We start from the raw sequence: 24,638 nt of genomic DNA, 5'->3' as shown, positions 1-24,638 counted from the left end.
TGTTTAAAAACCATCAAGCCCACGGCTTGGCTGTATAGACTCCCAATGTCGACATGAAGGACATAACCAGTAATGGCTATGGCTTTCGAAGCCACAATGCTGACATTGATAGTCAGCCTTGGTGTCTATATATGATTGGATCAGTTTATCTATGGGGTTTAATGCCTCATCGAGTTGGGCATTTTGACCAGCCAATAATTGTAACAGAAAACGAAAGCCACGGATATTCGGCTGTTTCTTCAAGCTTTTGGTGAGAAACTCCATAGCCGCTTGGTTTTCGCCTCGTGTTAATAAATGCTGGCAATAATGAATTTTAAGAAGGACACCGCCTTGCTCTACCAGCTCACTCAACAATTGCTCGAACTGTTGCTGTAAGTTCAAATGACGATAGGCGTTGGCTAGCTTATCAATCACTAACGGTGAGCAGCGGGTAAATTGAGTGACCAAGTCACGCCAATAGTGAATTGCTTGCACATAGTCTTCCCGTTGATAAGCCTGTAGGCCCAGTTCATATAAGGGGCGAATACTCGGCTCGCCTACTCCTAAGGCTTGTGACATCAACTCTGTTTGCTGACTATTAAGGGCTGCCTCACAGTAAAAATTCGCAATCGCAATACGTTGTTGGCTGTGAATGAATAAATGGGCATGACGCTGGTATAACTCAACGCCTTTTTGCCACTCTCGCGTTTGTGAGTATAAGGTGATAAGCGGCTCAATGGCCTGCTGACGCTTCCCTTTAACAAGGATAAGTAGGTGCTCTTCTGCGCTATCAAGCAATCCAGCCAAGATATAGTCCTGTGCTAACTCTAAGCGACTTTCAGTGAGCTGATCTTGATTTAAGTTAGGGTGCTCAAGTAATAACTCATGAATCTTGATGGCGCGGTCAAGCTCGCCGCGCTTGCGAAATAATGCCGCTAAGGTCAAGTAGTGCTCGACCGAGTCTGCAGAGACCTCGAGTAACTGAATGAGGTGTTCAAGGCCTTGATCTTCTTCCCTATCAAGCAGGTACTTAAGGCCTTTACTGTATTCGGCGGTGATTTTGCGATTATGTTGATGGGCTTGGTTTTTGGCACTGTTTTTACCCATTATCCAACCGTAGCCCGCAGCTACAGGCAAGAGTAAAAACAACAGTTCAAGCATGGCTAACCGTCTTTTTCAGTGGCAGGCTCAGGGCCTATGTCGTTGTTGGAATCACGGGCTAGCTTGGTATTGCGTCGCTGCAAGCGGTAGTTTTGCCACTTTAACTTGGAAAACACACGGAAACTTACAAAGCAACCGACTAATAGGCCAATAACAAAACACACGCTGATAAGGGCAGCAAGTGGTAGTTGAGCGCTAGCAATAAGATAATTTACTTGAACAGACTGTGGATTTTGCGAACCCAATACGAAGGCAATAAAAACACACAGTACAAAAAGAACGATTTTTACAACCTTCACTCGGTAACGACTCCGTTGTTATTATTGTATGCTCTCGTTAACGCGATCGCGCAATTCTTTGCCTGGTTTAAAATGAGGGACATATTTACCGTCTAGTTCAACGGTTTCGCCGGTTTTTGGATTTCGGCCTGTACGTGGTGCACGGTAATGAAGGGAAAAGCTACCAAAGCCGCGAATTTCGATGCGCTCGGCGCTAGAGAGCGAGCCGGCCATCTGTTCTAGAATTTCTTTTACGGCATTTTCAACATCACGTGCTTGGATGTGTGAGTGTTGTTCTGCAAGCTGTTCTATTAACTCTGACTTGGTCATAATGTTTCCTCAAGTGCTTACAAAAGGAAGGGCTTGCGCCCTTCCTAGACTCGACTAAAGCTTAGTCTTTTTGTGCATTTTTAAATGCAGCAGCCATAGCGTTTTCGAACTGAGGCTCATCTGCCTTCAATTTCTCAAGCGCTTCTTTCTCTTCAGCTTCGTAAATCGCTTTTACAGAAAGGCTGATAGCGCGGTTCTTACGATCTACGCCAACAAACTTCGCTTCGATTTCGTCGCCTTCAGAAGCAACTGCAGTTGCATCTTCTACACGCTCTTGAGCGATGTCTGCTACACGGATGTAACCTTCAACGCCTTCAGCAAGCTCAACTGTTGCACCTTTAGCATCAACAGCTGTCACTTTACCTTTAACAATAGCACCTTTTTTGTTTGCGTCTAGGTAGTTATTGAAAGGATCCGCTTCGATTTGCTTAACGCCTAGAGAGATACGCTCACGCTCTGGGTCAACTTGAAGAACGATAGCTGTGATCTCGTCACCTTTCTTGTATTCACGTACAGCTTCTTCGCCAGGCGTGTTCCAAGAAATATCAGATAGGTGTACAAGACCGTCGATGCCGCCTTCAAGACCGATGAAGATACCGAAGTCAGTGATTGACTTGATCTTACCAGTAACTTGGTCGCCTTTGTTGTTAAGACGCGCAAATTCCTGCCAAGGGTTCGCTTTACACTGCTTAAGACCTAGAGAAATACGACGACGCTCTTCGTCGATCTCTAGTACCATTACTTCAACAGTATCACCTAGTGATACTACTTTAGATGGGTGGATGTTCTTGTTAGTCCAATCCATCTCAGAAACGTGTACTAGACCTTCTACGCCTTCTTCGATTTCAACGAAGCAACCGTAGTCAGTTAGGTTAGTTACACGACCAGTTAGCTTAGCGCCTTCTGGGTAACGGTTAGCAATTTCTTGCCATGGATCTTCGCCAAGCTGCTTAAGACCTAGAGAAACACGTGTTTTCTCTTTGTCGAACTTAAGTACTTTAACGTTGATTTCGTCGCCAACATTTACGATTTCTGAAGGGTGCTTAACACGCTTCCACGCCATGTCAGTGATGTGTAGTAGACCGTCTACACCACCTAGATCTACGAACGCACCGTAATCGGTAAGGTTCTTAACGATACCTTTAACTTCTTGACCTTCAACAAGGTTAGCAAGTAGCTCTTCACGTTCAGCTGAGTTTTCAGACTCAATAACAGCACGACGTGAAACAACAACGTTGTTGCGCTTCTGGTCAAGCTTGATTACTTTGAACTCTAGCTCTTTACCTTCAAGGTGAGTGGTGTCACGTACTGGACGAACATCAACAAGTGAACCAGGTAGGAAGGCACGGATTGAATCTACTTCAACAGTGAAGCCGCCTTTAACCTTGCCATTGATAACACCAGTAACTGTTTCGTTTTCTTCACACGCTTTTTCAAGGCGAATCCACGCTTCGTGGCGCTTCGCTTTTTCACGAGAAAGAATAGTTTCACCGAAGCCGTCTTCGATAGCGTCTAGTGCTACATCTACTTCGTCACCAACGGCAACTTCTAGTTCACCAGCAGTATTTTTGAACTGCTCTGCAGGAATGGCACTTTCTGACTTTAGGCCAGCGTCTACAAGAACGATGTTGTTCTCGATAGAGATTACGGTACCTTTTACGATTGAGCCCTGTTGAGCTTCAAAATCCTGTAGGCTTTCTTCAAATAACTGCGCAAAATTTTCTGACATACTTAATACGTCTCTATAAGTTAAATTCTCCACATCGCGTCACTGCTCAGCGGGGTTATTAGTAAAACATCAGCATCCTGCCAATGTGAAATAAATTAGTCTTTTATACTCGTATGCGGGAGTTTGCCGGCTAAGACCGCATCTTCTAGGATCTTATTAACCTGAGCGAACACCTGTTCGGCATTGAGCTGCGTTGTATCAACAGTGATAGCATCATCTGCTGGCACAAGGGGTGCCACGCTGCGATTCATATCACGTTCGTCACGTGCTTTAATGTCCTCGAGTAGACCACCTAGTGTAACATCCAGGCCACGCTCCTTCAACTCTTTAAAACGGCGCTCGGCGCGCTCTTCGGCACTGGCAGTGAGGTAAATCTTCACCTCAGCGTCGGGGAACACCACCGTGCCCATATCTCTGCCATCGGCGATTAAGCCGTTCTCGCTGCGAAATGCGCGCTGACGGCGCAGTAATGCTTCGCGTACACGCGGCAGCGCGGCAACTTTAGATGCCGCAGCGCCGACTTCTTCGTTGCGAATGCCATGGGTGACTTCTTCACCCTCAAGGATAATCTTGCTCGAGTCGGTCTCGTTATCAAACTCGAATTGCACATCTAAATTCGCCGCCAGAGGAACAAGGGCCTCTTCGCTATCTAGGGCTATTTGGTGGTGTAACGCCGCGAGCGCTAACACCCGGTAAATTGCACCACTATCAAGCACGTCCCAGCCTAATTTTTGTGCAAGTAAGCGACACACCGTACCCTTGCCTGAGCCACTTGGCCCATCAATGGTGATCACCGGCATTGATGCCTGCATTCAAACCTCCTGCATGCACAGCAAACATTAAAATCGGCGGTATTATACGCGAACTTTTCTGCAAATTCGCGTCATTACAGTAGTTTTTTAATATTGTTTTGTAACAGATCAAGTATCAGCCTGCTTGCGAAAAAGCGTAAACAGGCTGCAAAGGCTAGTGTTGACTGACGTGTGACAGTGTATCAAAATAGGTAGGGAAGGTTTTCGCGGTGCAATTCGGGTCGTTAATAGTGACAGGCCACCCGCCCACTGCAACCAATGAAAAGCACATCGCGATACGATGGTCGTTATAAGTATCGATGGCAACATCATTAAGCGCTGCTACCGGGGTGATTTCGATATAGTCTTCGCCCTCTATGACCTCAGCGCCCAACTTTTTCAACTCGGTTGCCATTGCATGTAACCGGTCGGTTTCTTTGACTCGCCAATTATAGATATTACGAATTGCCGTTTTGCCCTTTGCAAACAGTGCGACTGTTGCCAGTGTCATTGCTGCATCAGGGATTGCATTGGCGTCAATGTCCACGCCTTTGAGTTTACCTTTGCGCACAACCAACTTGGTATCATGCCAATCAATGTCAGCCCCCACCTGCTGCATAACCTTCGCAAAGCCGATATCTCCTTGTACACTTTGCGAGCCAACACCATGAATGGTGATTTCACCGCCAGCAATGGCTGCCGCCGCAACAAAGTAAGATGCTGAGGAAGCGTCGCCTTCAACCATTATGCGTCCAGGGCTTTGGTATGTTTGTCCGCCTTTGACATGGAAGCGTTGATAATTGTCATGTTCAACATGGACACCAAATTTCGCCATCACCCCAAGGGTGATATCTATATAGGGCTTAGAGACCAACTCACCTTTAATGCTGATGTTGGTATCCCCCTGAAACAGCGGAGCGGCCATCAATAAAGCGGTCAGAAACTGACTGGAAATACTGCCATCAAGGCTTACTTCACCCCCGCTGAGCCCTTGACCGTGAATCACCAACGGCGGATAGTGGCGCTGTTTGCTGAAGTGAATATCGGCTCCCAGTGACTGTAGCGCATCCACCAAGTGGCCAATCGGACGTTCTTCCATGCGCGGCTCGCCTGTCAGTGTGAAAGAGCCCGAAGTTGCTGCTAACACCGCAGTCAGAGGTCGAAATGCGGTGCCCGCGTTACCGAGAAACAAAGCATCATCTGGAGTATCCAGTTCACCGCCCCGCCCATGCACCACAGCCTGCGTTTTATCATCGCTCAATTCAACCTTAATCCCTAAGGCCGAGAGCGCTGCAAGCATATGACGAATATCATCGCTGTCGAGCAGGTTGGTCACTGTGGTGTCGCCCTGTGCAAGCGCTGCCAGCAATAAGATGCGGTTAGAAAGGCTTTTTGAACCTGGGAGGGTGACCTCACCATTGACGCCTTTGATTGGCGCTAATCGTAATGACTCCATCACCCATGCTCCTTGGCAAACTCATCCATAAAGGTCACTAGCGCCTCAATACCGGCGACCGGCATGGCGTTATAGATACTCGCACGCATGCCGCCAACAAAACGATGCCCTTCTAACGCCAGCAAGCCCGCTTGTTTAGACAACGCTAAGAAGCGTTCATTATGGCGCTCGTCGTTCAACCAAAACGGTACATTCATTAATGAGCGGCAGGCTTTGTCCACTTTATTATTGTAAAACGAGGAGCTATCGATGTAATCGTACAAGATGGCCGCTTTATTTTTATTATGGCGCTGCATAGCTGGTACACCACCATGCTCTTCAAGGTACTTAAACACCTCATCAGCCAGGTACCAAGCGAAGGTCGGCGGCGTGTTATACATACTGCCTTGCTTGGCCTCCACCGCGTAATCCAGTATTCCTGGGCGCGGCAAACCTTGGCGCTCAAGCAGCGTCTTACGGACAATCACAATAGCAAGCCCTGAAGGACCAATATTTTTTTGCGCACCGGCGTAAATAACATCAAAGTCATCAACATTGATTTCTCGCGATAAAATCATCGACGACATATCGGCCACGATGGGCGCACTAGGGTGGCGAGGCACGTCAAATAATTCAACACCATCAATGGTTTCATTAGGGCAATAATGAATGTAGCTGGCTTTTTCAGGCAATGGCCATTGCGCCACCGGTGTTACGCCAAACTGACCATCACGGTCATCACGTACGTTCAGTTCCACCACATCGGTGTACTTACGCGCTTCTGTCGCCGCGCCGTCAGACCAAATACCGGTATTAACATACACCGCTGGTGCATCGTCCAAATGCAAATTCATTGGCACAGCGGCAAATTGACCACGACCGCCACCATGCATAAAGAGCACGGCAAAGTCATCGCTAATGTTCATTAACCGGCGCAAACGCGCCTCGCACTGTTGCGCCATGGTTAAAAACGGCTCGGCTCGGTGACTCACTTCCATCACCGAGACTCCAAGATTTTGCCAATCTAAAAATTCACTCTGTGCCTTTTTCATAACCTCGGGTGGCAACATGGCAGGGCCTGCACAAAAGTTGTATACGCTCATTACTTCTATTTCCTCATTCCATATGCGTATGGATAACACCTAGGACGCTATGCACCACGATTAAGTGCTCGAAAGGTATTATCAACAAATAAAAAAAGCGGCCGAAGCCGCTTTCATATACTAAGAGATTTACTCAGGCGTGTCATCGCCTGCAGTGGGTGCCTGTGAATTTTCTGGCACCTCATTTTGCTCTATGTCGACTAGGTCTTCATCATCGATTTCTTCGATACGTTGTAACCCAACCACAGCCTCACCGTCAATGGTGCGGATCAAAATGACCCCCTGCGTGTTACGACCAACGCGAGACACTTCATTAACACGAGTACGTACTAAGGTCCCGCGATTAGAAATGATCATGATTTCATCATTGTCATCGACTTGCACCGCACCAACTACAGGGCCATTGCGCTCGCTCACTTTAATTGAGACCACGCCTTGTGTCGCTCGACTCTTAGCTGGATACTCTTCTAATGGTGTGCGTTTACCATAGCCATTCTCGGTCACGGTTAGGATAGCGCCATCCCCTTGCGGTACAATTAACGATACCACTTTGACGTCGTCTGGCATCTTGATGCCACGAACACCTGTCGCAGTACGGCCCATAGGACGCAGAGCAAGCAGTTCTTCGCCCGTTTCAGGGTCGCGTTTAACTTCACCCGTTTCAGCATCGCGTTGTTTCTCATTGAAACGCACTACTTTGCCGTGCTCGGTAAATAGCATAATGTCGTCTTCACCAGTGGTGATACGTGCACCGATTAAGCTATCCCCTTCGTTCAGGTTAATCGCGATGATGCCGCTGGCGCGTTGACGGCTGTAGGCCGTCAGTGGCGTTTTCTTAACAACACCGCTGGCGGTCGCCATGACAATAAACTTGTCTTCTTCGTATTCACGCACAGGCAATATCGTGGTGATACGTTCATCAGCTTCGAGCGGTAGTAAGTTAACAATCGGCTTACCACGCGCTGCGCGGCTGGCAAGTGGCAACTGATAGACTTTCAGCCAATACAAACGCCCTGCGCTGGAGAAGCATAAAATGGTGTCGTGGGTATTGGCGACCAGTAAGCGCTCGATGAAATCTTCATCTTTCATCTTCGTTGCCGACTTACCCTTACCGCCTCGACGCTGGGCCTCATAATCACTCAAAGGCTGGTACTTAACATAGCCTTCATGGGACAAGGTCACCACCACATCTTCTTCGTTGATTAAATCTTCCAAGCTGATGTCGTGCGCCGCAGCACTGATTTCAGTACGACGCTCATCGCCATAGGTGTCTTTAATCAATACTAACTCGTCACGGATCACTTCCATCAAACGCTCAGGTGAACCGAGGATATGTAACAACTCAGCGATAAGCTCAAGTAGCTCTTGGTATTCATCAAGGATCTTACCGTGCTCTAGGCCTGTCAGCTTATGTAAGCGCAGCTCCAAAATAGCCTGAGCTTGGGGCTCTGATAGATAGTATTGACCATCGCGAATACCTAAGCCATCAGCAAGCCAGTCTGGGCGCGCAGCATCATCACCGGCTTTTTCTAGCATGGCTTTTACGTTGCCGAGCTCCCACGGGCGAGATACTAACGCTTCTTTCGCCTCGGCCGGTGTTGGCGACTTACGGATCAGCTCAATGACCGGGTCGATATTCGCCAAAGCAATCGCAAGGCCTTCAAGGGTGTGTGCACGGTCACGGGCTTTACGTAAATCGTATACAGTCCGGCGAGTGACCACTTCACGACGATGCAGAATAAAGGCTTCAAGCATCTCTTTGAGGTTGAAACAACGTGGCTGATTGCCATCTAAGGCAACCATGTTCATGCCAAACACCGTTTGCATTTGCGTTTGTGCGTACAGGTTATTGAGGATGACTTCGCCGACTTCGCCGCGTTTTACCTCGATAACAATGCGCATACCGTCTTTATCAGACTCATCACGCAGCGCACTGATCCCCTCAATCTTCTTGTCTTTAACCAGTTCGGCGATTTTTTCAATCAAGCGCGCTTTGTTAACCTGGTACGGGATTTCATGGACAACAATGGTTTCGCGCCCGGTTTTTTCATCCACTTCGACATCGGCACGAGCGCGGATATAAATCTTACCACGACCGGTTTTATAGGCCTGCTCAATGCCCTTTTTGCCATTGATAATAGCTGCAGTAGGGAAATCAGGACCAGGAATGTAGTCCATCAACTCTTCAATCGTGGTTTCCGGCTCTTTAATAAGCGCCAAACAACCATTGATCACTTCGGTGAGGTTATGCGGCGGTATGTTAGTCGCCATACCGACGGCAATACCCGAAGAACCATTGACGAGTAAGTTAGGCACTTTGGTCGGCAACACATCTGGGATTTGCTCGGTGCCGTCGTAGTTCGGCACAAAGTCTACAGTTTCTTTTTCTAAATCAGCCAGTAGCTCTTGTGATAGCTTCGCCATACGTACTTCGGTGTAACGCATCGCTGCCGCTGAGTCACCATCTACCGAGCCAAAGTTACCTTGACCATCAACAAGCATGTAACGCAAGGAGAATGGCTGTGCCATACGAACGATGGTGTCGTACACTGCACTGTCGCCATGGGGGTGGTATTTACCGATTACATCACCGACTACACGAGCCGATTTCTTATAGGGTTTATTCCAGTCATTGCGGAGTTCATTCATGGCAAACAACACACGACGGTGAACAGGCTTAAGCCCGTCACGCACATCGGGAAGCGCACGCCCTACAATTACACTCATAGCGTAATCGAGGTAGGAATTTTTTAACTCATCTTCAATATTAACCGGAAGGACTTCGTTGGCGAGATCAGTCATTGATTCCACTTTCCTTCTTCATTGACAGCCTCCGTCCCCAACAAAGTGAAGGAGAATCAGCGACTGTCATTTGTCGTTATTATCTGCGTTCATGCTATCACATTATTTTTGATTTTACAGGCGCTAAATCTTTGCGATTTGCGAAAATCCCCCCGTATAATGGCCTCATAAACACGAGGAAGTTTTATATGACCGAACATCAAAATATAGACCACAGCGAGATAGCCAAATTTGAGGCCATTGCCGAACGTTGGTGGGATTTCGACGGCGAATTCAAACCACTACACGATATCAACCCTCTGCGACTGGATTTCATCGCCCAGCACGCACAAGGGCTGGCGCAAAAGCAGGCCGTGGATATAGGCTGCGGAGGTGGAATTTTAGCCGAAAGCATGGCCAAGCTCGGCGCCCAAGTCACGGGCATTGATATGGGCCAAGAGCCACTCAATGTAGCGAAGCTGCACGCGCTGGAGTCTGGGGTAAAAGTGGATTATCAATTAAGCACTGCCGAAGCATTTAGCGAACACCACAGTGAACAGTTTGATGTGGTCACTTGTATGGAAATGCTTGAGCATGTGCCTGAACCCGAGTCGGTTATTGCCGCCGCCGCCCGCCTCGCTAAACCAGGAGCAAACGTGTATTTCTCTACGCTCAATAAAACCACTAAAGCCTATTTGCTGGCAATACTGGGAGCGGAGAAGGTGCTAAAAATGGTTCCTGAAGGCACGCACGACCACAGTAAGTTTATTCGCCCCTCGCAACTTATAGCATGGGCTGAGCAACAAGGGCTCAAAGTGCGTCACAGCGCCGGCTTAAGTTATAACCCGCTGACAAAACAATTTACCCTTAACAACGACGTTAGCGTTAACTATATATTGCACTTCGAAAAATTACTGTGATCGAAAATGATCCGCGCATTGTATTGGCAAATTCGCGGATGACGAATACACTATATCTGGTGGCTTGTTAATTTTTGAACACCAGATATAGTGATTTAAAATGATCGTCACGAATACAATTTAAGCGTATTGATGATAAAAAAATCAGTCGCTATCGGTACAAAAATTTCGTTTAAATTGTTTTTTTTGGCGTTGATTTTCATCTAAATACAGCTTTAAAAATGCTATAAGGTTAACGATCACTAACCCCTTGTAGTTATCCACAGATTGTCAAGGTATGCGCCTCTTGCAAAAGCATCGCTACCCCACTATCTTGTGAGTCGCTGTGATGAAAACACCATATATAGTGTTTAAATCTTGGCCAATTAGGCCGTGCTTTAATCTGCTGTACTCATAAATAGGTGATAGCGAAGCACTATCCTGGCAGTAAAGTAACATCCGCTGGTGTAAATACGGGCGGCAACACGTATTTCTCAGCCGTGCGCTAAGACAACTAATTATAAATACGGGCAATAACTATGAACCAACAGCTATCTGTTAGTAAACGCGACGGACGTAAGGAAGCGCTGGATTTAGATAAAATCCATCGCGTTATTACTTGGGCGGCAGAAGGTCTGAATAATGTATCTGTCTCACAAGTTGAACTTAAGTCCCATATTCAGTTCTATGACGGTATCCGCACCGAAGACATTCATGAGACAATCATTAAGTCAGCAGCAGATCTGATCTCAAAAGACACTCCTGACTATCAGTTTTTGGCAGCTCGCCTTGCCATCTTTCATCTAAGAAAGAAAGCTTATGGCCAATTTGAGCCACCGAAGCTGTATGACCACGTAGTTAAGCTCGTTGAAGATAAACGCTACGATCAACATTTACTCACTGATTACACTCAGTCTGAGTTCGAGCAAATGGATGCCTTTATTGATCATAGCCGAGACTTAAACTTCAGCTACGCCGCAGTAAAGCAGTTGGAAGGTAAATACCTAGTCCAAAACCGTGTTACTGGCGACATTTACGAGAGCGCGCAATTTTTATATGTATTAGTGGCTGCCAGCTTATTCTCTGAATACCCAAAAGAAACGCGTCTTGACTATGTTAAGCGCTTTTACGATGCCGTTTCTACATTCAAAATTTCGTTGCCAACACCGATTATGTCGGGTGTGCGCACACCGACTCGTCAATTTAGCTCATGCGTACTGATTGAGTGTGACGATAGCCTAGATTCCATTAACGCGACTTCTTCTGCAATCGTTAAATACGTATCACAGCGTGCCGGTATTGGTATTAACGCCGGACGCATTCGTGCCCTAGGCAGCCCAATCCGTAACGGTGAAGCCTACCATACAGGTTGTATCCCATTTTATAAGCACTTCCAAACGGCAGTAAAAAGCTGCTCTCAAGGTGGGGTGCGCGGCGGCGCAGCCACACTCTTCTACCCACTGTGGCACTTGGAAGTGGAAAATCTGCTGGTCTTGAAGAATAACCGAGGTGTCGATGACAACCGGGTACGCCATCTAGATTATGGTGTGCAGTTTAATAAGCTGATGTATACCCGACTCATTAAAGACGGCCACATTACCTTATTCAGTCCATCGGATGTGCCAGGCTTGTACGATGCCTTTTTCGAAGACCAAGAAAAGTTCGAACAGCTTTATGTGCAGTACGAACAAGACGACAGTATTCGCAAAAAACGTATCAAGGCCATTGAGCTGTTTTCGATGTTTTTGCAAGAGCGTGCCAGCACTGGGCGCATCTATCTGCAAAACGTGGATCACTGTAATACTCACAGCCCGTTTGATGCTAAAGTCGCGCCTATTCGTCAATCTAATTTATGTTTAGAAATCGCGCTGCCGACTAAACCGATGAATAATGTTATGGACGAAGAAGGCGAAATTGCCTTGTGTACGCTATCGGCATTTAACCTCGGTGCTATCAATTCACTCGACGAGCTCGAAGAGCTGGCCGAACTAGGTGTCCGCGCCCTTGATAGCCTGTTGGATTACCAAGAGTACCCAGTTCCTGCTGCGTATAACGCCACCATGGGCCGCCGTACTTTGGGTATTGGCGTCATTAACTTTGCCTATTACTTAGCTAAAAATGGCAAACGTTATTCCGATGGCAGTGCCAACGCGCTAACACACAAAACTTTTGAGGCGATTCAATATTACTTAATGAAAGCGTCAAATGAGTTAGCGAAAGAAAAAGGCGCTTGTCCTAAGTTTAACGAAACAACCTATGCTCAAGGCGTTATGCCTATCGATACTTATAAGAAGGATCTCGATAGTGTATGTGACGAGCCGTTACACCTTGACTGGGATGGACTACGCGAAAGCATTAAAACCCATGGTATGCGTAACTCGACGCTATCAGCTTTAATGCCTTCTGAGACATCATCGCAGATTTCTAATGCCACGAACGGCATTGAGCCACCGCGTGGGCATATCAGCGTTAAAGCATCCAAAGACGGTATTTTGAAGCAGGTAGTGCCTGAATATGAGCGTTTGAAAGAGCAGTACGAGTTACTTTGGGATATCCCTTCTAACGATGGTTACCTGCAACTTGTTGGCATTATGCAGAAGTTCGTTGATCAAACGATTTCAGCCAATACCAACTATGATCCAAACAAGTTCGAAGGCGGTAAAGTACCTATGAAGTTACTGCTTAAAGACTTATTGACCGCGTACAAGCTTGGTGTCAAAACGTTGTACTACCATAACACTCGTGATGGTGCAGCTGACTCGCAAGACGAGCTTAAGCCAGAACAAGCCGATGACGGCTGTGAAGGCGGCGCGTGTAAAATATAATTACAGCATGCGGCTGTGTACAGCCGCATTCCTTTGTTGTTCTACCAAGTAGATTGAGACCCCACGACTATGTCATACACCACTTTTAGCCGTAATCATAACGACCAATTAAAAGAACCGATGTTTTTTGGGCAAACGGTGAATGTGTCACGTTACGACCAGCAGAAGTACCCTATTTTTGAGAAGTTAATTGAAAAGCAACTGTCTTTCTTTTGGCGCCCGGAAGAAGTGGATGTCAGCAAAGACCGTGTTGATTTTCAATCACTGCCCGAGCATGAACGCCACATCTTTTTGAGTAACTTGAAATATCAAACCCTGCTAGACAGTGTTCAAGGCCGCTCACCCAACGTTGCCCTGCTACCTATTGTGTCGTTGCCAGAACTGGAAACCTGGATTGAAACATGGGCGTTCAGTGAGACCATCCACAGTCGCTCATACACTCATATCATTCGCAATGTAACGCAATCCCCTGAGCTTATTTTTGATGACATTGTCACCAATGACAAAATCAATGAACGTGCCGACGCGGTAACTCGTTACTATGATGACTTAATCCATTTAACATCAATTTATAACCTGTACGGCGAAGGTCAGCACACCGTTAACGGCGATGTTATTGATGTGAGCCTGTACGAGCTTAAGAAACGTTTGTATTTAGCGATGATGTCGGTAAATATTCTCGAAGCCATTCGCTTCTATGTGTCGTTTGCATGCTCGTTTGCGTTTGCAGAGCGTGAACTGATGGAAGGCAATGCGAAAATCATTAAGCTTATCGCTCGTGATGAAGCCTTACACCTCTCTGGTACGCAGCACATGCTCAATATTATGCAAGAAGGTAAGGACGACCCGCAAATGGCAGAGGTAGCAGCCGAGTGCCGCGAACAAGCCATTGCGATGTTTGTCGATGCAGCGCAACAAGAAAAAGAGTGGGCTGAATATCTCTTCAAAGATGGCTCTATGATAGGGCTCAACAAAGACATTCTCTGTCAGTACGTTGAGTACATTACCAATGTACGTATGAGCGCAGTAGGCTTGCCAACTCAATTTGAAACTCAAAGCAATCCGATCCCATGGATCAACGCTTGGTTGGTATCTGATAACGTGCAAGTTGCTCCGCAGGAAGCGGAAATCAGCTCTTACTTAGTTGGCCAAATCGATTCGCAAGTGGATGCAAACGACTTTGGTGACTTTGACCTTTAATATAAGCGGGGCCCCTTTGGGCCCCTACTCTTCCTAATCGTGTCTAACAAACCCGCTATAATCACACTTAATGGCCAAGCCCTGCTTCACCCAGAGCAGAGCCCCAGCTTGTTACATAGCTTAGAAAGCCAAGGTGTCGATGCGCCATATCAATGCCGTGAAGGGTTTTGCGGTGCTTGTCGAGCTAAGCTATGTCAAGGCAGCGTGGTGTATCGCCACGAGCCGCTTGCTTTTATTCGTGATGGTGAAATATTACTGTGTTGCTCCACCCCTGAAGGCGACATTACAATAAGTTTTGACGACTAGAACCAACTCACCTGCAGTGCTGAACGAACAAATACATCATTGGCAGTAATACTGATTTCATCACTGTCAACACTCACATGCCATGCCAAAGAGCGCGCCAACATGGCCTCTAGGCGCGCAATAAAAGCGTTTTCGATAGCAATTAGCTCAACTCGCTGATGTGCTAGTAACCAGTGCTGTAGCTCACTATCAACAGGCAGTACGGTGATCACATACAATTGTTGAGCCTCGCGATATAGCTTATTTAAGACCTTAATATCACCTGTGAACACTTCGATAACCAGCTCATAATCATCGAAATCATTTTTGGCATAAACATCACGCTGTGGTTTTTCACGGGCGTCACATAACGTAAGGTCATGGCGATAAGCAAATAAGCAAAATCCAAGCAGTCGTAGGATAAAGTGATGCAGGGATTCGTTATCTCGCCGCGCGGTTGTAAAATGCTCATTCAATTGGCAGTGATGAACGTTATCATTAATTGTAAAGTGTGCTTTAAACACCCTTCCTTTATCGCTCATAAGTCCCGCTTCCTGATCCTTGATACTTAGTAAGTATAGAGCAAGGCGCTGAGTAACAATGAATAAACTCGAGGTTATAGTATAACATTGTTGAGTTTATTGATTTGCTAATGTTATATTATAGCCAATGTCAGTAACTGGAAGTATTCTTATGTTCAAACCTGCGCCTCTTTCTCTCACTATTGCCGCGCTACTGAGTGCGCCCAATGCGCTCGCGGGCACTGTGACCGGAACCGTTATCGACCCTCAACAGCAACCCATCGAAAACGTTATTGTCCACTACCATGGTAAACAGCAAAGCGTTCGTACCAATGCCAATGGTGAGTTTTCAATCACTCTGGATGCAGCGGGCGAGCTACATTTCAGTAAAGACGACTATATTGATAAGCGCGTGGCGGTTAATGAGCAAGACCAAACGGTTCAAGTCAACCTCACCCCCTCCGCAATTGAAACCGTTGTTGTTTACGCTTCGGGACTGGATAAAAATAACCTCGACATGGTATCGCCAGTATCTGTACTGAGCGGCGATGCACTGCGTGATAGCGCGCAACCAACATTGGGGGAGACCCTCAAAGGGATCCCAGGCATTAACGCCAGTTATTTCGGCCCTGTTTCATCGAGCCCTATCATTCGTGGTTTAGATGGCCCACGTGTAAAGATCACTCAAAATGGTTTAGACAGCAGTGATGCCTCTCGCGTCGGTCCGGATCATGCTGTGACCACCGAGTCTATTGCTGCTGAGCAAATAGAAGTACTTCGTGGCCCAGCTACGTTGTTGTATGGCTCTGGTGCTATCGGTGGTGTAGTGAACGTCGTTGATAACCGTATCCCCACCGATCGTATTGAGGGTTACGAAGGAGCGGCTGAATACAGCCATGATACCGTATCGACTACCAACACCTATGCGGGTAAGTTCGCAGCGGGTCACGATGGCTTTAATGTCCATGTCGATGGCACTGACCGTGTTGGTCATGATTATGAGACTCCACGTTTTTATACCCAAGAGCATGAGGGCGAATTAGAGGCTCACGATAAAGTGGATAATACCTTTATCGATAGTGCCACGGTTAATTTAGGTACCAGTTACGTTGCCGATCATTGGACCCTTGGTTTGTCTTATGGCCGTATTGAGAGCGACTACGGAATTCCAGCCCACTCTCATGACCATCACGATCATGAAGAGCACGGACACGATGAACATGGCCATGAAGAGCATGGACACGAAGATGAGCATGACGGTCACGATGAACATGCCGGCGAAGAGCAAGCCCATAATGTATTTGCGCGCGTTGAGCAAGACCGCTGGCAAGCGTTAGTAAGTTATTCATTCCACGACAGTATCATAGAAACACTGAGCGTTCGCGCAGGTTACACAGACTACCGACACGCTGAAGTGGAAGAGCAGACAATCGGTACCTTATTCGAAAATACCACCCATGAAGCACGCATCAATGCCAAGCATCGCGTTGGTCAATGGCACGGCACATTGGGCTATCACTACACTGACTCTGACTATGCAGCTTCGGGTGCCGAAGCCTTTACACCTGCGACAGAAACGCAAGTACACGCCCTGTACTTGCTAGAAGAGCGTGTATTTGGTGACTGGACATTAGAGCTTGGTGCTCGCGTCGAAGATTACAGTTTGTCTAGCGATATAGCTGGTACATCAGAGCATGAAGATGAACATGACAGTCATGACCATGAACAAGAGCACCATGATGAGCACCTCGAAGACCCAGAGCTTATCGCTTACGAGTATGATGAGACAAACATGAGCTTTTCATTAGGTGGGATTTGGCAGTACCAAGAAGGTTACAGTTTAGCTGTCAGTTTATCTCATTCTGAGCGTGCTCCACTGACGGCTGAGCTGCTATCTAATGGTGAGCATATCGCAACATCAACGTACGAGCTAGGTCTTGCTTATGATATAGAAGACGGTGAGGCGCACTTTAACGGCCAAAATGTGCAACAAGAAGTGGCAAATAACATCGATGTCAGCTGGCGTAAATACATCGGTGATTTTGGCGTTAACCTAAGTGTGTTCTATAACGACGTTGAAAACTTCTATTACCAACAAGATACTGGCTTGGTATATGAGCATGATGAAGGCTTCATTGCTGCACAGCTTGGCGATGAAGACGCCATGACAGTGTATCAATATCAGTCTCAAGACGCCGAACTTTATGGCTTCGAGTTAGATATGCACTACCAAATTAGCCAGCAATGGCGTATTAAGGGCTTTGCCGACTCGGTCAGCGCAAAACTCGATAACGGTGAGTATATTCCTCGTATTCCTGCCGCCAAGCTTGGCACCCAGCTTGATTACACGCTACAAAATTGGGACTTAGCACTTAAGGCCACGCACTATCTTGAACAAGATGATATTGCTGCCTCTGAAACGGTCACCGACGCTTATACCTTAGTTGATTTCACCGTTGACTATAACTTCGCCGTGGGGTCGTTTGATGGCGTGGCTTACATGCAATTAAATAACCTGACTGATGAGCTTGGCTTTGTTCATAGCTCCTTTATAAAAGAGCAGGCTCCATTACCTGGACGTAATCTGCGTCTCGGTATTCGCGCTTACTTCTAATTCGGTTAGACATAAAAAAGCCCGCATTTGCGGGCTTTTTTATGTTTGTAACCTTAACCGTGTTTACGGCGCCAGCCTAGCAGTGGTAACGCCAATAAAGCGAGCCAACCTAGGCTTCCGCTTTGACGCTCGTAGGTTTCTGCAGCCTCAGGTGGGCACTCTTCAACCTCACCGCCGGCGATAGGAGTGAGTTTCACTGGTTTGGCTACACTCTCATATAGCGTCTCACCATCACTATCGACCTCCACTTCACCGAAAGAATTCAACTTAGGTTCGGTTTTAGTAGCAACACCATAAATGATGTTGTCATCATCAATGGCCGTTGCTTCAGCGAAGGTATACGGATAATTGCTTTCACCATCAACGTCGTAGCATGGCAATAAATCGTTTATATTAGCGATTTTGTCATCACCTAAGGTGTAGATGAAGCCTTCACGACGACGACTGCCTGAGTTAACAACATCGACTTCACCTTCTCCGACAATGACGCCCTGCTCGTTTATGTCACGGCCCACTGAGCTTGAACTGGTAAAGTAGTCTGTCGGGAACACTGTGGTGCCCGTTTCAATGTTATGGTAGAAGAACTTGGTCGTGCGTCGCCCTTCGATGTTTTTGGTGGCATAGCCGGTGACGATGCCATTATCAGTAATCGCCGTTGCCTTACCAGAGTACCAATCATCTTCTTGGTCGATGATTTCTAGTACTTCACCATCTTTAAACAGGGCTGGCAGGGTATTAATGCGATTATCGTTGTTATTATCACGGATATGTGAATAACCAACGGCAATTCCTTGTGCATTAACGGCCAACGCCGTAGAGACGAATGCACTGTTTTCGTCTTCTTCAATGCTCAATCCTAAACCAAGGTTCTTTGTATCAACCACATTTAAATCTGCATCCAAGGTCCACAACGTGGCTCGGCGGTCATACAAACCATTGCGGGTATTGCTGGCGCTGCGATTTTCGATTTCCCAAACGCACACCGCAACCGGTTCATCTTCACCGTCGCAGCGATCGTCATAGTTATCTTGGCGATCTTCAGGCACGCCAGTTGAGCTGTCACCAACCACATAGTAACCGCCATCAGGGCGCATAACGATATCATTCGCTGTCCCTTGACCGCCGTATAAATCGCTGATCACTGGCAAGGTGACTACCGTGCCATCGACACCTACAACCACCCCGCGAGAGCGAAAATCGCGCACAAAATAGGTTTGCGCCTCATCATCGCCACTCGGCGTGAATTCTATTTGTTCATAAGGTGCTGATGACCACCCTGCGCGCACCCCATCTTCACTGATAGCGTTATATAAGTTGGCGACGCTGCGCGTCAAACCGTCGTAATGATCGCTTTGCTCATCTAATAACACCTGCTCTGTTGCTGGGCTCGGTGTAAAGTTTACAGCCACGCTGTCAGCAATTTTCTGCCAGTTGGCATCGCTGTTAACACTAGATGTTGATAGGAAGCTGAGCATAAAACGATGCGCATCAGCATTGAGATTACCTGCTTCGATATCGTCCAAGGTAAAGGTAATTTCTTTATCAATGGCTTCGAACTGACTACGCTCCCAATCATCGTATGCGTTGGTGATCTGGCTATCGCTAAAGTCTATGTAACTAACATCGATTGGAAGATTGTATACGCCACGAGCTTGGCCAATAACCTCGCCATTATTATTAGCATCAGTAACGTAATGGTGTTTCGCAATATCTAAGGTACTCAGCTCCTCCACCTGATAAACGGCACCATGGACATGGGCGCTCAAGCCGGTAAGAATGCTCAATGCGACTAAGGATTTTTTCATGTTCTTCCCTACTACTGATTTTGTAATTCTTCGAGTTCTTCCCAACGGGCGAACGCAGCTTCAAGCTTCGACTCAAGCTCGGCCAATTGGTTCAATTTAGCGCTGGTAGTTTCGTTATCTTGCTTAAAAAAGTCACTACTATTGACCTCTTGTTGCAATGTGTCAATAGCTTGCTCAAACTGTTCCACCTGCTCGGGTAAGGTTTCGAGTTCGCGCTTATGCTTATAAGACAGCTTATTACTGGATTTAGGCTTGCTCGTTTTGCTCTGCGCTTGTTGCTGCTCGGCCTCGGCACTGGCTTTACGCTGCACCTCTAGTGCCGCCAACTGCTGGGCGCGATAAGCTTCGTAATCGCTGTAACCGCCCACCACTTCGGTGATTTTACCATTGCCGTCAAATCCCCATACGCTGGAACAGGTGTTATCGATAAACTCCCGGTCGTGACTAACAATCAACACCGTGCCTTGATATTGGTTAACAATATCTTCTAATAGCTCGAGTGTTTCAATATCAAGGTCGTTAGTCGGCTCATCGAGTACCAATACATTCGATGGCTGCAAGAAAATTTTCGCTAGTAACAGGCGGTTTTTTTCTCCCCCAGAGAGGGCCTTCACTGGCGTGCGAGCGCGCTTAGGGGGGAATAGAAAGTCTTGCAAGTAACCCAGGACATGGCGTGAGCGCCCGCCTACATTGACTTCCTGCTTACCGTCCGCGACGTTGTCTTGCACACTTGCCTCTTCATCAAGCTTGGCACGGTATTGGTCAAAATAAGCTATTTCTAAATTAACGCCTTGTTTAAGTTGTCCTTTGGTGCTTTGCAACTGCCCAAACAGTAGCTTCAACAAGGTCGTTTTGCCGACCCCATTAGGGCCGACGAGGCCAACACGGTCACCCCGCATCAATAACGTGGAAAAGTCATCAACTATCACTTTATCACCAAAGGCATGGCATAAATGCTTGGCCTCGGCAACTAACTTGCCTGAACGTGCTGCGGTTTCGATATTTAAATCAACTTTGCCGACTTGCTCTACCCGTTGTTTACGCTCTTGTCGCAGTGCTTTCAGTGCGCGTACGCGGCCTTCGTTACGGGTGCGTCGCGCCTTAATGCCTTGGCGGATCCACGCCTCTTCTTCTGCCAGCTTTTTATCAAACTCGGCGTTTTGTTGTTCTTGCACTTTTAAATCGTGGGCTTTGCGCTCTAGGTAAGTTGCATAATCCCCTGGGTAAGAAACCAACTGGCCACGATCCAAATCGAGAATGCGGGTTGCTAAGGCGCGGATAAAGGCACGGTCATGCGAGATAAAGATAATCGCGCCTTTAAACTCTTTCAAAAATTGCTCTAACCACTTAACCGATGCGACATCCAGGTGGTTGGTGGGCTCATCCAATAGCAGTAAATCGGGTTCACCAACCAGGGCTTTCGCCAGTGCCACTTTACGCAACCACCCTCCTGAAAGAGTGGCTAATTGCGCGTCTGCATCTAATTCTAATTGCCCCAGTACGAGCTTAATTTTGGAATCAAATCGCCAGCCATCTTGGGCTTCGATCTCGGCAGAAATACTTGCCAGACGCGACAATGCTTTTTCATCATCGGCATGCTCAGCAAGCTGTGCGTTTAAGGCATGAAACTCTTTAAGTAATTTAGCAACGGTGGGCAGGCCATCGGCCACATAGTCGAATACGCTGCCCTCACTATCACGGGGCGGATCTTGCTCTAGGCGCGCGATTTTAAGCTCACCTACTTGATTAATGTCACCATCATCAAGGATTACATCACCGCTAAGGACTTTTAAAAAAGTCGATTTTCCGGCGCCGTTACGGCCAACGACACACACACGCTCGCCCTGCTCAATAACGGCATTGGCACCGTCAAGTAACGGATGAGTTCCATAGGCCAACTGGCCGTTTGTTATTCTAATAAGGTCCATACTGCTCTATCAATTGATTGATTGCCTGCTGGTCAAAAGGCCATCCCAGCTCGGCCTCGGGTCGATGTGCCAACGCCATAACGGGAATACGCACTTGGTAGGCGCTAAGCCACTCGGGATCATCGATGATGTCACGCAATTCAATAGCACTCACTTGTGGATGCTGCGCCAACATTGCTTGCGCTTGCTCGCACAGGTGACACCCTTCGGTGTGATATAACACCACCTTAGCCACGGCGAATGACCCAGGCATTGTGAATATGTTTGTTACGGGCAAAATCTGCAGACTGCGTCTGCTCAGTGATATTTTCAACAACCAAGCCTTGTAAAGCCAGTGCGTCTTCGTCCATCTTAAAGCCGCGTTTATTGTTCGAAAACACTAAGGTGCCATTTTTTGCCAATAACTTAGCTGTGTCTACCAGTAGGCTGACATGGTCACGCTGTACATCAAAACTTTCCTTCATGCGTTTTGAGTTTGAAAAGGTTGGCGGGTCGAGAAAAATAACATCGTACTCACCGCGCGTGCGTTTTACCCACTCTAAACAATTGCCGTGCTCAAAACGATAGCGCGGGCTCTTTAATTTATTCAATGCGAAGTTACGCTGCGCCCATTGCAGATAGGTTTTCGACATATCCACGGTAGTGACGGATTTCGCCCCACCCAGCGCCGCTTGCACCGAGGCCGTGCCAGTATAAGCAAATAGGTTCAGCACCCGTTGATCTTTGGCGATATCACGAATGTACTTACGCGCCAAACGGTGATCGAGGAAAATACCGGTATCAAGATAGTCATATAAATTCACCTCAAATAGCGCGCCATATTCGCTAATCACTTGAGTGCGTCCTTGATTCGCTTGCGCTTGGTATTGACTGTCACCTTTTTGCCGCTGTCGCACTTTCAAGGCAACATTCGCTGGCGCCAGCGACAGCGTCTCACAGGTTAACATTAATACATCCTGCAGACGTTTCTGGGCGACGCTCTCATCGATGTTCTTTGGCGCAGCATACTCGTAGATCACCGCACTATCTGGATAGACATCCACGGCGACATTGTATTCAGGAATATCGGCATCATAAATACGATAAGCGGTGATTTGCTCTTGCTTGAGCCACTTTTTCAAACCTTGGCGGTTCTTTTTCAGGCGATTGGCAAAGGCTACCGACTGCTCAAAATGCAGTGGGGTTTTATCCCCTTTATGCCCTTGGGTCTGCTCTTCGGTAATGTCGTACAGTGCCAATACCGTATCGATGGGGCCATTTTTAAACTTGTATTGCTTGTGCTTAACTAATTTAAACAGCTTTAATAGCTCTGCATCACTCACTAGCAAAGCGCTGCGCCAGTGACAAAAGCCCTGTTTGAGTTGATGCCCTAGCTGGCGATACAGGGCCAAAATTTCGGCCATCGATCCCAAACGCTCACCGTAAGGTAAGTTCGCAATGACCACACCGGGGCGTTTACACGGCGCCTTCATATTGGCCAAATCACCGGTGTCAAAATCGATATACTCAGCAACTTCTGCGCGCGCAGCATTGTCTTTAGCCTTAGCAATGACGTTGGGGTTAATATCATGACCAATGAGCCAAGGTTTAGCGCTGTCGTTAATCTCATTGCGCAGGGACTGCTTTAATTCTTTAAATTTGACCGCTCGGTGACTGGGTAAACGTTCAAAGGCAAACTGCTCACGTTGCAAACCCGGAGCAATGTTTTTTGCCATTAGCGCCGCTTCAATGAGTAAGGTGCCAGAGCCACAGGTGGGATCAAACAGCGGTTGCGTGGTGTCATCTAGCCAGCCACTGCGCATAATCAACGCGGCCGCTAGGTTTTCCTTTAAAGGAGCTTTACCCTGAGCGCTACGGTATCCACGCTGTGAAAGACGAGGACCTGAATAATCAATGTACAGCGTCAGCTTATCACGATTCAGCTTTGCCACCACCCGTACGTCAGGGTGCTCTTTGCTAACATTTGGGCGGCGCTCATATAAGTCGTGGAAGTAATCACAAATTGCGTCTTTGATAACAAGGCCACCAAACTGACTGTTTTTCAGCTGGCGGTTAGTGCCATTAAACTCCACGGCAAAAGACTGATCCGGCCCAAAATACTCTTGCCAAGGCTGAAAGCGGGCAAAATTATATAACGCGGTTTTGTCTTCAACACCACTGCCCTGTTGCAATTGCAGCATGACCCGAGTAGCAAGGCGCGTCGTTAAACAAATGCGTTGAGCAGTAAGGCTATCAGCACTGAACTCCACCGCGCCAACACGCTGTTTTTGTACTTCGGCGCCAAGCGCGCTGAGCTCTTGCTCGAGTAACTGTTCAATGCCTATGGAAGTAAGGGCAACAAATTGCAAAGTGACTATCCTATCTCGTAAATTCGCCGAGATTGTATCATAGCCGAGGAAGGTTAAGCGCGCTTTTGTTGGTTCTGAGCGGATAAAATAGGATGAATTCGGTTGTTCAGTACCTTGATAACCTCAAATTGTTTTAGGCTAAGATTTTCATCAAGTGCGAAGTGTGGTTCCAAGCACAAACAAACACTGGCGCCATCGGCACAATCAACAATGAGAAACTGGCCGCTTTGGCACTGTGAAGTAAGGCTAACAATGGCTTCTTGATTGATATCTCGGCCGGTGTATGGCGCAAAAAACCAACTTTTAGCGAGCACAGGCTTAAGGTAGTGTTTTACCGCTGTGGCGTTAAGTGCTATTTGACAAATCTGCGCATCACTCCACAGATTAAAGGTACTTAAATACTCGCCCACTTGCTTATAAAAGTCTGCGTCAAGGAGGTTAAATTGGGGCTCACTCAAGGCTTCATCTGTCAGCTGGCGCAGCTTATAGGGCGTGCAAAACTGCATCTCTCCCATATCGAGCACTAAGCGATTTTGCTCACTCGAAATTTGCCATTGCCAATGTCGTTGTGCCTGTAACATGTTGCCCTCTAAATCCGTAAAAGCCTTTGTACACCTACCTTATAA

19 protein-coding genes are annotated in these 24,638 nt (G+C 47.3%); 5 read left to right on the top strand and 14 right to left on the bottom strand.

The features are described 5' to 3' along the window. Window positions 1–3: 3 nt before the first annotated feature. The 8 genes from lapB to gyrA all read right to left on the bottom strand — a co-directional run bounded on the left by lapB (window position 4) and on the right by gyrA (window position 9,608). The gene (lapB, locus tag MHM95_RS00870; protein WP_022943839.1) at window positions 4–1,140 is read right to left on the bottom strand and encodes a lipopolysaccharide assembly protein LapB; all 1,137 of its coding nucleotides are present in this window, start codon (window positions 1,138–1,140) and stop codon (window positions 4–6) included. 2 nt (window positions 1,141–1,142) lie between these two features. Next, window positions 1,143–1,439 (bottom strand): LapA family protein, encoded by a 297-nt coding sequence (locus MHM95_RS00865; RefSeq protein WP_045978733.1) that lies wholly within the window; start codon window positions 1,437–1,439, stop codon window positions 1,143–1,145. A gap of 21 nt (window positions 1,440–1,460) precedes the next feature. Then, window positions 1,461–1,748, bottom strand: a complete 288-nt coding sequence (gene ihfB / locus MHM95_RS00860; protein WP_022943837.1) for an integration host factor subunit beta — start codon at window positions 1,746–1,748, stop codon at window positions 1,461–1,463. Between the two features lie 61 nt (window positions 1,749–1,809). Continuing rightward, window positions 1,810–3,477, bottom strand: coding sequence for a 30S ribosomal protein S1 (gene rpsA, locus MHM95_RS00855; protein WP_022943836.1), 1,668 nt, complete (start codon window positions 3,475–3,477; stop codon window positions 1,810–1,812). A gap of 95 nt (window positions 3,478–3,572) precedes the next feature. Then, the gene (cmk, locus tag MHM95_RS00850) at window positions 3,573–4,289 is read right to left on the bottom strand and encodes a (d)CMP kinase (RefSeq protein WP_045978732.1); all 717 of its coding nucleotides are present in this window, start codon (window positions 4,287–4,289) and stop codon (window positions 3,573–3,575) included. Window positions 4,290–4,443: 154 nt separating this feature from the next. Further along, window positions 4,444–5,724, bottom strand: coding sequence for a 3-phosphoshikimate 1-carboxyvinyltransferase (gene aroA / locus MHM95_RS00845; RefSeq protein WP_239383941.1), 1,281 nt, complete (start codon window positions 5,722–5,724; stop codon window positions 4,444–4,446). Further along, the gene (gene serC, locus MHM95_RS00840) at window positions 5,724–6,806 is read right to left on the bottom strand and encodes a 3-phosphoserine/phosphohydroxythreonine transaminase (protein ID WP_045978730.1); all 1,083 of its coding nucleotides are present in this window, start codon (window positions 6,804–6,806) and stop codon (window positions 5,724–5,726) included. Before serC ends, aroA begins: the two co-directional genes overlap by 1 nt. Window positions 6,807–6,935: 129 nt before the next feature. Further along, on the bottom strand, window positions 6,936–9,608 hold the full coding sequence (gene gyrA / locus MHM95_RS00835) for a DNA gyrase subunit A (protein WP_022943832.1): 2,673 nt from the start codon (window positions 9,606–9,608) through the stop codon (window positions 6,936–6,938). 188 nt (window positions 9,609–9,796) lie between these two features. Here gyrA and ubiG point away from each other — a divergent pair, with 188 nt between their 5' ends. The 4 genes from ubiG to yfaE all read left to right on the top strand — a co-directional run bounded on the left by ubiG (window position 9,797) and on the right by yfaE (window position 14,817). Continuing rightward, window positions 9,797–10,507 carry a bifunctional 2-polyprenyl-6-hydroxyphenol methylase/3-demethylubiquinol 3-O-methyltransferase UbiG gene (gene ubiG, locus MHM95_RS00830; protein ID WP_239383940.1) on the top strand — a complete coding sequence of 237 codons (711 nt, stop codon included), beginning with the start codon at window positions 9,797–9,799 and terminating at the stop codon, window positions 10,505–10,507. A 518-nt stretch (window positions 10,508–11,025) separates the two neighbouring features. Next, the gene (gene nrdA, locus MHM95_RS00825) at window positions 11,026–13,311 is read left to right on the top strand and encodes a class 1a ribonucleoside-diphosphate reductase subunit alpha (protein WP_045978728.1); all 2,286 of its coding nucleotides are present in this window, start codon (window positions 11,026–11,028) and stop codon (window positions 13,309–13,311) included. A gap of 69 nt (window positions 13,312–13,380) precedes the next feature. Next, on the top strand, window positions 13,381–14,511 hold the full coding sequence (nrdB, locus tag MHM95_RS00820) for a class Ia ribonucleoside-diphosphate reductase subunit beta (RefSeq protein WP_239383939.1): 1,131 nt from the start codon (window positions 13,381–13,383) through the stop codon (window positions 14,509–14,511). Between the two features lie 57 nt (window positions 14,512–14,568). After that, window positions 14,569–14,817 carry a class I ribonucleotide reductase maintenance protein YfaE gene (gene yfaE / locus MHM95_RS00815; protein WP_239384271.1) on the top strand — a complete coding sequence of 83 codons (249 nt, stop codon included), beginning with the start codon at window positions 14,569–14,571 and terminating at the stop codon, window positions 14,815–14,817. Here yfaE and MHM95_RS00810 read toward each other — a convergent pair. After that, a complete protein-coding gene (locus MHM95_RS00810) occupies window positions 14,814–15,338 on the bottom strand; it encodes a YaeQ family protein (RefSeq protein WP_239383938.1) in 525 nt (174 codons plus the stop codon). The genes yfaE and MHM95_RS00810 overlap by 4 nt on opposite strands. Window positions 15,339–15,489: 151 nt before the next feature. On the opposite strand from MHM95_RS00810, the gene MHM95_RS00805 reads away from it, so the two are divergent. Beyond that, complete coding sequence (locus MHM95_RS00805) at window positions 15,490–17,931, top strand: TonB-dependent receptor (RefSeq protein ID WP_239383937.1); 2,442 nt, start codon at window positions 15,490–15,492, stop codon at window positions 17,929–17,931. A gap of 53 nt (window positions 17,932–17,984) precedes the next feature. Here the strand turns inward: MHM95_RS00805 and MHM95_RS00800 are convergent, their stop codons facing one another. Genes MHM95_RS00800 through MHM95_RS00780 form a run of 5 tightly spaced genes read right to left on the bottom strand, consistent with a single transcriptional unit; the run spans window position 17,985 to window position 24,593 of the window. After that, window positions 17,985–19,736, bottom strand: coding sequence for a DUF3466 family protein (locus tag MHM95_RS00800; protein WP_138508391.1), 1,752 nt, complete (start codon window positions 19,734–19,736; stop codon window positions 17,985–17,987). An 11-nt stretch (window positions 19,737–19,747) separates the two neighbouring features. Then, the gene (locus tag MHM95_RS00795) at window positions 19,748–21,664 is read right to left on the bottom strand and encodes an ABC transporter ATP-binding protein (protein WP_239383936.1); all 1,917 of its coding nucleotides are present in this window, start codon (window positions 21,662–21,664) and stop codon (window positions 19,748–19,750) included. Further along, window positions 21,651–21,917, bottom strand: coding sequence for a glutaredoxin family protein (locus tag MHM95_RS00790; protein ID WP_045978722.1), 267 nt, complete (start codon window positions 21,915–21,917; stop codon window positions 21,651–21,653). The genes MHM95_RS00795 and MHM95_RS00790 overlap by 14 nt, the downstream gene beginning before the upstream one ends. After that, window positions 21,892–24,012, bottom strand: coding sequence for a bifunctional 23S rRNA (guanine(2069)-N(7))-methyltransferase RlmK/23S rRNA (guanine(2445)-N(2))-methyltransferase RlmL (gene rlmKL / locus MHM95_RS00785; RefSeq protein WP_239383935.1), 2,121 nt, complete (start codon window positions 24,010–24,012; stop codon window positions 21,892–21,894). The genes MHM95_RS00790 and rlmKL overlap by 26 nt, the downstream gene beginning before the upstream one ends. A gap of 53 nt (window positions 24,013–24,065) precedes the next feature. After that, a complete protein-coding gene (locus tag MHM95_RS00780; protein WP_022943964.1) occupies window positions 24,066–24,593 on the bottom strand; it encodes a cell division protein ZapC domain-containing protein in 528 nt (175 codons plus the stop codon). Window positions 24,594–24,638 lie beyond the last annotated feature (45 nt).

The sequence above is a fragment of the Pseudoalteromonas sp. CnMc7-15 genome (assembly GCF_022347925.1).
GTDB classification, from domain to species: Bacteria; Pseudomonadota; Gammaproteobacteria; order Enterobacterales; family Alteromonadaceae; genus Pseudoalteromonas; species Pseudoalteromonas ruthenica.
Note: the sequence above shows the minus strand (reverse complement) of the source record. Positions and strands in the feature narration are given on the sequence as shown.